The organism is Chamaesiphon sp. (assembly GCF_041738855.1).
Taxonomy (GTDB): Bacteria; Cyanobacteriota; Cyanobacteriia; order Cyanobacteriales; family Chamaesiphonaceae; genus Chamaesiphon.
Window position 1 is genome coordinate 1 of the sequence record NZ_JBGSPA010000090.1, and the last position, 7329, is coordinate 7329.

The 7329-nt window shown below is 48.8% G+C and carries 8 protein-coding genes and 1 pseudogene; 4 read left to right on the plus strand and 5 right to left on the minus strand.

The genetic code is table 11. The features are described from left to right. Positions 1-118 precede the first annotated feature (118 nt). Positions 119-247: a hypothetical protein gene (locus ACEW9I_RS08775; RefSeq protein WP_373539970.1), complete on the minus strand. Its 129-nt coding sequence runs from the start codon at positions 245-247 to the stop codon at positions 119-121. Positions 248-710: 463 nt separating this feature from the next. On the opposite strand from ACEW9I_RS08775, the gene ACEW9I_RS08780 reads away from it, so the two are divergent. Genes ACEW9I_RS08780 through ACEW9I_RS08790 form a run of 3 tightly spaced genes read left to right on the plus strand, consistent with a single transcriptional unit; the run spans position 711 to position 2900 of the window. Continuing rightward, entirely contained in the window at positions 711-1334 is a 624-nt protein-coding gene (locus tag ACEW9I_RS08780; protein ID WP_373539971.1) for a CDP-alcohol phosphatidyltransferase family protein, read from the plus strand. Beyond that, positions 1312-2256, plus strand: a complete 945-nt coding sequence (locus ACEW9I_RS08785; RefSeq protein WP_373539977.1) for a phosphatidate cytidylyltransferase — start codon at positions 1312-1314, stop codon at positions 2254-2256. Before ACEW9I_RS08780 ends, ACEW9I_RS08785 begins: the two co-directional genes overlap by 23 nt. Next, on the plus strand, positions 2256-2900 hold the full coding sequence (locus ACEW9I_RS08790; RefSeq protein ID WP_373539972.1) for a lysophospholipid acyltransferase family protein: 645 nt from the start codon (positions 2256-2258) through the stop codon (positions 2898-2900). Before ACEW9I_RS08785 ends, ACEW9I_RS08790 begins: the two co-directional genes overlap by 1 nt. 132 nt (positions 2901-3032) lie before the next feature. Here the strand turns inward: ACEW9I_RS08790 and ACEW9I_RS08795 are convergent, their stop codons facing one another. The 4 genes from ACEW9I_RS08795 to ACEW9I_RS08810 form a co-directional block, all read right to left on the minus strand. Next, positions 3033-3734, minus strand: coding sequence for a L,D-transpeptidase family protein (locus ACEW9I_RS08795; protein ID WP_373539973.1), 702 nt, complete (start codon positions 3732-3734; stop codon positions 3033-3035). A 339-nt stretch (positions 3735-4073) separates the two neighbouring features. Then, entirely contained in the window at positions 4074-5276 is a 1203-nt protein-coding gene (locus ACEW9I_RS08800) for a HEAT repeat domain-containing protein (protein ID WP_373539974.1), read from the minus strand. Positions 5277-5367: 91 nt separating this feature from the next. Beyond that, the gene (gene mraY / locus ACEW9I_RS08805) at positions 5368-6459 is read right to left on the minus strand and encodes a phospho-N-acetylmuramoyl-pentapeptide-transferase (protein ID WP_373539975.1); all 1092 of its coding nucleotides are present in this window, start codon (positions 6457-6459) and stop codon (positions 5368-5370) included. 95 nt (positions 6460-6554) lie between these two features. Continuing rightward, on the minus strand, positions 6555-6863 hold the full coding sequence (locus ACEW9I_RS08810; protein ID WP_373539976.1) for a DUF3134 domain-containing protein: 309 nt from the start codon (positions 6861-6863) through the stop codon (positions 6555-6557). 144 nt (positions 6864-7007) lie between these two features. Between ACEW9I_RS08810 and ACEW9I_RS08815 the strand changes: the two are divergent. Then, positions 7008-7190, plus strand: a pseudogene (locus tag ACEW9I_RS08815) (PAP/fibrillin family protein); the annotation flags it as partial. Positions 7191-7329: the final 139 nt, after the last annotated feature.

Genomic DNA, 7329 nt, shown 5'->3' on the forward strand with positions numbered 1-7329 from the left:
TTAATGCCACAGACTGCTGTGAGTCTACTTTTATTAGAAATCGAGCGTCAGCGAGAATTTCTGTTGTCACAGGGGCTGGCATTCGAGTTAGTTTCACTGGAAATTTAGTGCCTATATACTAGTGCAAGATGTGAGTATACCAAGCGACAATCGTCGCTTCTGGCGATGAGGCAATCACCGAGCGAATCGGTTCGCCGTCGGTTGGTTGGAAAAATTTAGCACTCTTAAAGATACGAGTTGGGAGCATGTGGGTGAATAGTGAATGGTGGATGGTGGATGGTGTTCGACAAATGAGGTACATATCCAGCAGTGGTCTATTGTTTGAGTCGAAAGGGAGTGAGATGGGGATAGATTCATTTTGACGCACTGTAATCGCGGTTGCTGCTAACCTGACTACCCAATCTGGCTAATTTCTGGATCGCTCCGCTCATCCTTCGAGCTGCAAGCCGCTACACTGTCGCCTCAGAGCCAGTTAAAAAACTGTCTACATTCGTGCTCTCTCGATCGCGCACCGATTTAATATTTGCTTATCGACAGCAACAAACACGCGATCGATTATCCAAATCGATCGGATGGCAAGGATCGATAAGATCGGTCTACTAATGGGCATAATTTAAGAATATCCACAGAAAGTTGGTGCTCGATTGTCACACTTGCCCGATCGCGATTATTGGTGTCGGACTTTATTAATCCCAATTTAGGTAGATTCTATGCCAACTATTTATCAGCTCAAACCAGCATCTCAAAATCTACTCAGACCGATTGTGCCGTGGTTGGCAAAGATGGGAGTAACACCAAATCAAGTGACAATTTTTACAACTTGTCTGGCGATCGGTTGTGGCGGATTGGTACTTTGGCAGAGCTATTTCTTACTATTATTGCCACCACTGATGTTGGTACGCGCGACACTCAATGTCATCGATGGGATGTTGGCCCGCGAGCATCAGATGAAATCAACATTAGGCGGGATTTTAAATGAATTAGCTGATGTGATTTTTGATGCGGCAATCTTTCTACCATTTGGACTATTGCCAGGTGTTTCGGGATATTTGGTAGCGATCCTGGTCGTACTATCAATAATTAGTGAAATGACTGGAGTATTGGGGCTGACGGTTGGCGGTCAACGACAGTTTGATGGCCCGATGTACAAGACCGATCGCGGGGTGATGTTTAGTATTATTGGTGTCCTGTATGTCTTTGGAATCTTTCCCAGTCCATGGTTAGATTACGTGTGGAGCGGCTTAATTGGCTTATCGATCCTCACAATTGTCAATCGGATTAATAGTACTCTCGTCGAAACTAGTAAAGATGATGTTGTGGAATCTCCCCGTTGATAATGTCTTGTGGTCGCTAGGGGCAATCGGAACGCTATTAATAATAGCGACCCTAAGTGTATATCTAGTACCAGCTTGGCAGCAGCCAGAGCTTCAGCAACGGCTAACTTCTTGGTGCTGGATTGTCGCGATCTTTGCCACAACTTTGGTTGTCAATCACGCGATCGCGATCTGTTTATTCTGGTTTTTGAGCTTCTTGGCATTCAAAGAATATATCTCGCTCATTCCCACCCGCTTATCCGATCGCCGTGTCTTATTTTGGGCGTATTTAGCGATCGTTATTCAATATTATTGGATCTCGATTCATTGGTATGTAATGTTCTTGATTTTTATCCCGATTTATGCGTTCCTATTCTTACCGATGCGAATGGTGATTGCGGGTGAAACCGAGGGATTTCTCAAAGCGATCGGGACGCTCCATTGGGGGCTGATGTTGACGGTGTTTAGCTTGGGACATCTGGCTTATTTATTGGTATTGCCCGATCTGGGCAATCCGGTCGCCGGAAGTGCGGGATTGGTGTTGTATCTGGTATTGTTGACCGAAATAAATGACATCGCTCAATATATTTGGGGCAAATCTTACGGTCGTCATCCAGTCACACCGACAGTCAGTCCCAATAAAACTTGGGAAGGATTATTGGGGGGGATACTGACTACTACTAGCTTGGCAATCGCGATCGCGCCGTGGTTGACTCCATTCGACTTGATTCATGCTTTAGGAGTAGGATTAATCATCAGTTGTGCTGGGTTTATTGGCGATGTAACCATTTCTGCACTCAAGCGAGATTTGGGAGTAAAAGATAGTGGTACTTCTATTCCTGGGCATGGCGGTATTCTCGATCGGATCGATAGTCTGACTTATACTGCGCCATTATTTTTTCATTTTACCGTTTATTTCTATTTTCAAGGAATACCGATTTGATGCAGCCATTACGACTACTATTTTTTGCGACGATCGTGCGACTAGTAGTACTAGTGGTGATTGGCTTGCGGATTGTCGATCGAGATCGCTTACCAAAAACAGGGCCAGCGATCATTTGTGCCAATCATAATAGTCATCTGGATACGCTGGTACTGATGACTATTTTTCCATTGCGATTGTTGGCGAAACTGCGCCCGATTGCCGCTGCCGAGTATTTTTTGCGAAACCCTTTATTGGCGTGGTTTGCACTACATATTATCGGTATCATCCCGATCGATCGCCTCAAGTCTAGCTGCACCGCACATCCTCTCGCCAAGTGTTCTGAGGCGTTGGAGCGAGGGGAGATTTTGATTATTTATCCAGAAGGTTCTAGAGGGTCACCTGAGTCACTGGCTAGCTTTCAGAGCGGTATCGCCCATCTGGCGAAGCGGCATCCAGCGGTACCGATTTATCCAGTATTTATCTATGGACTAGGGAAGGTTTTGCCCAAGGGTGAGCTAATTTTAGTACCATTCTTTTGCGATCTGGCGATCGGGACACCACTGTTTTGGACTAATAGTAAGCAAATTTTTATGGACTTACTTGAGAGTCAGATGCAGAAATTAGCAGCAAAGGTGAATATTACTGGATCGAATTTTAACTAAAAATAGTTTACGGAACATGATGGTGCTAAATTGCATCTAGATGATGGTATAAGTTGAGTATCTCAAATTCTATTTAAGTAGAATAAAATTCTAGGAGCGGAAATTAATTTCCGCGCCTTTTTTGTAGTGATTTTACTCATCAATTACTTTAACAGTAGTCCCGACTTTGACTAGCGGAAACAGTGCTCTGACATCGCGATTTCGCATCCGCACACAGCCATGTGATGCTGCTTTGCCGATCGATTTGAGATTGGCGGTACCGTGAAAACCAATCACATCTCGACCGTCTGTCCAAAAACCGATCCACCGCGCTCCGAGTGGATTTTGGGTACCTGGCGGGAATACTTCTCCGGTTTTAAAGCTCGTCCAAGCAGGATTGCGGATTTTTTCCATCACCTGCCATTCACCTGTGGGGGTTTCCCAGCCTTTTTTACCGATCGCGACTGGATATTTTCGGATCAGCTTTTCACCCTGGTAGACATATACCCGCCGCTGTTTGAGCTTGAGCACCAGGTTGATGACATTTTCTACCGCTGGTGGATCTGTAGCCGCTACACTAGGCTTGGCGGCGGGAACTGTGCCGGATGCTGGACTATTTCTTGGTGTACTCGCTGCACCAGATGCAGCCGCTGGCAGGAGTTGCTGTGAGGCTGGTGGCTGTGAAGTGCTATTTTTTCGGGCTGGTGCTGGCTGGAGTGGTGGATCGACTGCTACCAACTGCTCGCCCCGCAGCTCGGGGTCAGTGGCGGCATTAAGCTTGCTAGGCATCGTCGCTAGCACGGTTGTCAGCAATAATCCAGTCCCAAATAGTAAAGAAGCTGAGAATCGAGACATGATAAAACTCTACTGACTCTAAATATGAAGTTGCAATCCAACTATGGATAAATTTATCTTACCCACCTAACTTAATTAACCCAATTTACTACCTATTGGAACGCCGACGATTGTGTCTTGTCTCGCTTCCATGGTCGGGTTTCCCGACCGGAGCGAGCCGCTGCTTGGTGGAACGCACGCTGAGGGAACCTCAGCGCGATTCCATCCGCAAATCGTGGCTAGTGCTGCAAAGTCCGCCTACGCGGACTAGTTTATTAGTCCGCGTAGGCGGACTTTGCACCATGAGCAGTGGTTTTAACCGCTGAGGCTGTCGGTAGCAACTTGAGTTAATTAGCTGCTCTATTGTGGCAAAGTTGGAGCCAATTTTGCTAGAGCTGTCATGGCGTGTAACCTCACGCGAGCGTCTGGATCGTCACACAACTCTACCAAAGCTGGGACGGTATCGATATTCCCGAGGTTCCCTAGTGCGGCGGCAATTTCTTGCCTGACGATCGCCAAATCCGATCGGGCAGGATCGGGGTAAGAGTGCAAGTAAGTCACAAGCAGTTGACTGGCATAAATCTGCTCGCGTTCGGTCTTACTGATACTGACGATCGCTGCTGGTGCCAGCTCTGGAAATGAGGCTAACACGGCAATGAGACGATCGATCGCCGCCCGAGTACCAATCCAGCCCAAGGCAAGGATCGCTGAGGCTCTCAGGTCATTGGTGCTACGCGGTGATGCCAACAACTCGGTCAATACAGCGACGGCTTGCGGATCTGCCAATCGTGCCAAACCCAGGGCGGTAGCTTTGCACACTGCCGAGTTGAGATCGCCTAATAGCGGGCGCAGGTGGTGGAGTAGATGTAACTCGATCGCCAGATCGCCACGGAGACTTAGAGCGACTACGGCGGCTGTGCGGACGCTAGCTGCCACATCGGTGAGCTTGGCAATCAGGAGCGGCGGAATCCGAGGATCGTGAAAACTGCCTAGTGCTTCGACGATGAGGGTACGGAGCTGCGGATCGGGGTCATCGATGACGCGGATCAATGGCTCGATCGTCTGAGAGTGGCGAATGCGCGCAAGAATAGCGATCGCCATGCCGCGATCTGCTACCGAACATACTTCGGGATCTGCTGGAGCTAGTAAATCGGTCAAAGCGGCGATCGCGGGTGTGCCGATTTTGGTCAATGCCCCAATGGCGATCGCGGTGAGTTCGGGATCTTCATCCTGGCGGATTAGGGCGACTAGGGCAGTGACTACTTGCGGTCGAGCAAATTCGCCCAAGATTCGCGCTCCAAACCACCGATTTTCGAGCTGGTTGTCCCGATCGTTAACTAGGTCTAATAGGGGTTGGATGGCAATCTCACCCAGTTTGGGGACGATCTTGGCAATCTCCCACTGCTGCTCGAAATCTCCCTGGGTGAGGACTTGGAGGGCTAAGTCCAAAACTCGATCGTTGTCTTTGAGCTGTGCGAGGGCTAGTTCGTGGATGCAGTCAATAACGATCGACCAATTCCCGATCTCGGCGGCGGCGGTGGCGGGGGATAGCTCTATGAGCATCGCTTTGAACATCTCGATGATTTAGTTGGTAGATTGCTTTTGGGGCGATCGCTATGCTTGAGTTGGTGTGTTAGCGAAAGCGTAACGCACCCTACGAGTTGGTTGTCAGACCAATTAATACCAAAGTTGCTTCGATCGCATAAAATACGCCGACTACCTGCGTCTCTGTCCAACCACTCAATTCGAGATGGTGGTGGATCGGAGCCATTTTGAATAGCCGTTTACCTTTGCCGTCAGCGTCTTTGGTGGCTTTGTAATAACCAACTTGAGCGATCACGGACAGTGATTCAACCGCAAATATGCCACTCAAAATCAATAACACCCACAGATGCTCAGTCAAGATCCCGACAGCCGCCAATGCACCACCCAAAGCCAGAGAGCCAGTGTCGCCCATGAAAACTTTTGCTTTGTTGCGGTTGTGAACGACGAAGCCGAGATAGCTACCACTCAAGCAGATACAAAAGATCGCCAGTTGCGGTTCGGTGGGGAGGATAATCACCGCCAAACCTGCCAGCGCGATCGCCCCAGTACCGCCAGCCAAGCCATCGACGCCATCGGTGAGATTGGTAGCGTTGCTCTCGGCTAGGAGCGCGAATACTGCCAGTGCCCAAAATAATAGCCCCAAGGGTAGAACTATATTTAGGGGTAAATGAACGGTGGTAATCGTCGTGCCCCGACTGTGAAACGCCCAGCCACAAAAGGCGATCGCGATCGCCGCTTGCAATAGTAGCTTACCCTTGGGCGTCAGACCTTCATTCTTGCGGTTGCTCAAACTTTTCCAGTCATCCACACCGCCGATCGCCAGATAGCCCAGACTGGTGACAGCGACGGCGATCGCGTCAGGATTAAACTGCGACCATACTACCCCCAGGAGCGTCCCGATCGGTACGACAAATATCCCCCCCATCGTCGGCGTTCCGGCTTTCTTGAGGTGGGCTTGGGGGCCATCTTCACGGATGAATTGACCCATCTTCAACTGCTTGAGTAGCGGGATGGCTTGGTAACCGATCGCCGCTACTAGTCCAGTAGACACCAAAAATGGCACTACCAATGATGTCTGCCAACTTCGCCCCTGTTGCCAGTCGAGCCACAGCAGTGAGCCAGTCAGGACAGTTCCTAGTAAAATCAATAAGACAGTGCCCGTAGGATTGAAACCCCGTACAGATGCTGATTTGCCCTCCATCTATTTCCTCCGAGGTAAATTTTTCACTACTTTTTCACTAGCAATACTATCAAAGTGAAGTGCCCTAAATTTGGCGATTTTTAGTTAAAATCTGGCTAGATTTCGTCTACATCATCAGCATCATCACTCTCTTCTTCTTCTTGATAGGCACGATCGTCTTCAAATAATTCTTCGTCTAGGTTGGGTTGATCTAGTGCCGAAACTGCGGGATCGCGTTCGTCGCGATCGATCAGTCGTCCTTGCGATTCGAGCCATTCCAAAATCGAAGTATTGCGCTGCTCGGCGATTGTGGGTGCGGGTTCGTAGCGGGGTTGTTGCTTGAGAGCTGGATTGACAAATGTATCTAAGATATCGAGGTCGAGGGAATCTGGCATGAGCGATGTCGATTGGTTTTGAGTTCTCATAGTTTATCATTTTAGGTGAGGGGGCAGTCGATCGGCTGAGTAGTTAGGTCAGGTTTCGCCCTAGGCTCAGACAGGAGCAGGGACTACTCAACCCCTCATCAATGGACATCCCTACCACCTTAGCGACTGCAATCGCTTGCGATTATGCCCAAAGCCAAATTACTTGCCGCAATTGCCGAAAAAAATCGCGGGATCTCAGCCACCACACTCGATCGACAGGCTATCCTGACAGCAATTACCGAACTAGAATTGCAAAACCCACATCCACAACCGCTGACAACCGGACTCGACTTATTAGCTGGTGATTGGCGATTACTCTATACCAGCCATTCGTGACAAGTTAAGAAGTGATCGCAGTTGTCAAGCGGGTTTGAGAAGATGGCTTAAAGAAGAATTGGTCGCCACTTCGTACATGTTCAGGAAAAGGGGCAATAATCAATTTGACGTTGGGTTTACGAATAGATTT

Bases quoted from the DNA above. Each gene is read 5' to 3' on its own strand.
- ACEW9I_RS08775 (WP_373539970.1), bottom strand. From the start codon at position 247: ATGCTCCCAACTCGTATCTTTAAGAGTGCTAAATTTTTCCAACCAACC.
- ACEW9I_RS08780 (WP_373539971.1), top strand. From the start codon at position 711: ATGCCAACTATTTATCAGCTCAAACCAGCATCTCAAAATCTACTCAGA.
- ACEW9I_RS08785 (WP_373539977.1), top strand. From the start codon at position 1,312: ATGTTGTGGAATCTCCCCGTTGATAATGTCTTGTGGTCGCTAGGGGCA.
- ACEW9I_RS08790 (WP_373539972.1), top strand. From the start codon at position 2,256: ATGCAGCCATTACGACTACTATTTTTTGCGACGATCGTGCGACTAGTA.
- ACEW9I_RS08795 (WP_373539973.1), bottom strand. From the start codon at position 3,734: ATGTCTCGATTCTCAGCTTCTTTACTATTTGGGACTGGATTATTGCTG.
- ACEW9I_RS08800 (WP_373539974.1), bottom strand. From the start codon at position 5,276: ATGCTCATAGAGCTATCCCCCGCCACCGCCGCCGCCGAGATCGGGAAT.
- mraY (WP_373539975.1), bottom strand. From the start codon at position 6,459: ATGGAGGGCAAATCAGCATCTGTACGGGGTTTCAATCCTACGGGCACT.
- ACEW9I_RS08810 (WP_373539976.1), bottom strand. From the start codon at position 6,863: ATGAGAACTCAAAACCAATCGACATCGCTCATGCCAGATTCCCTCGAC.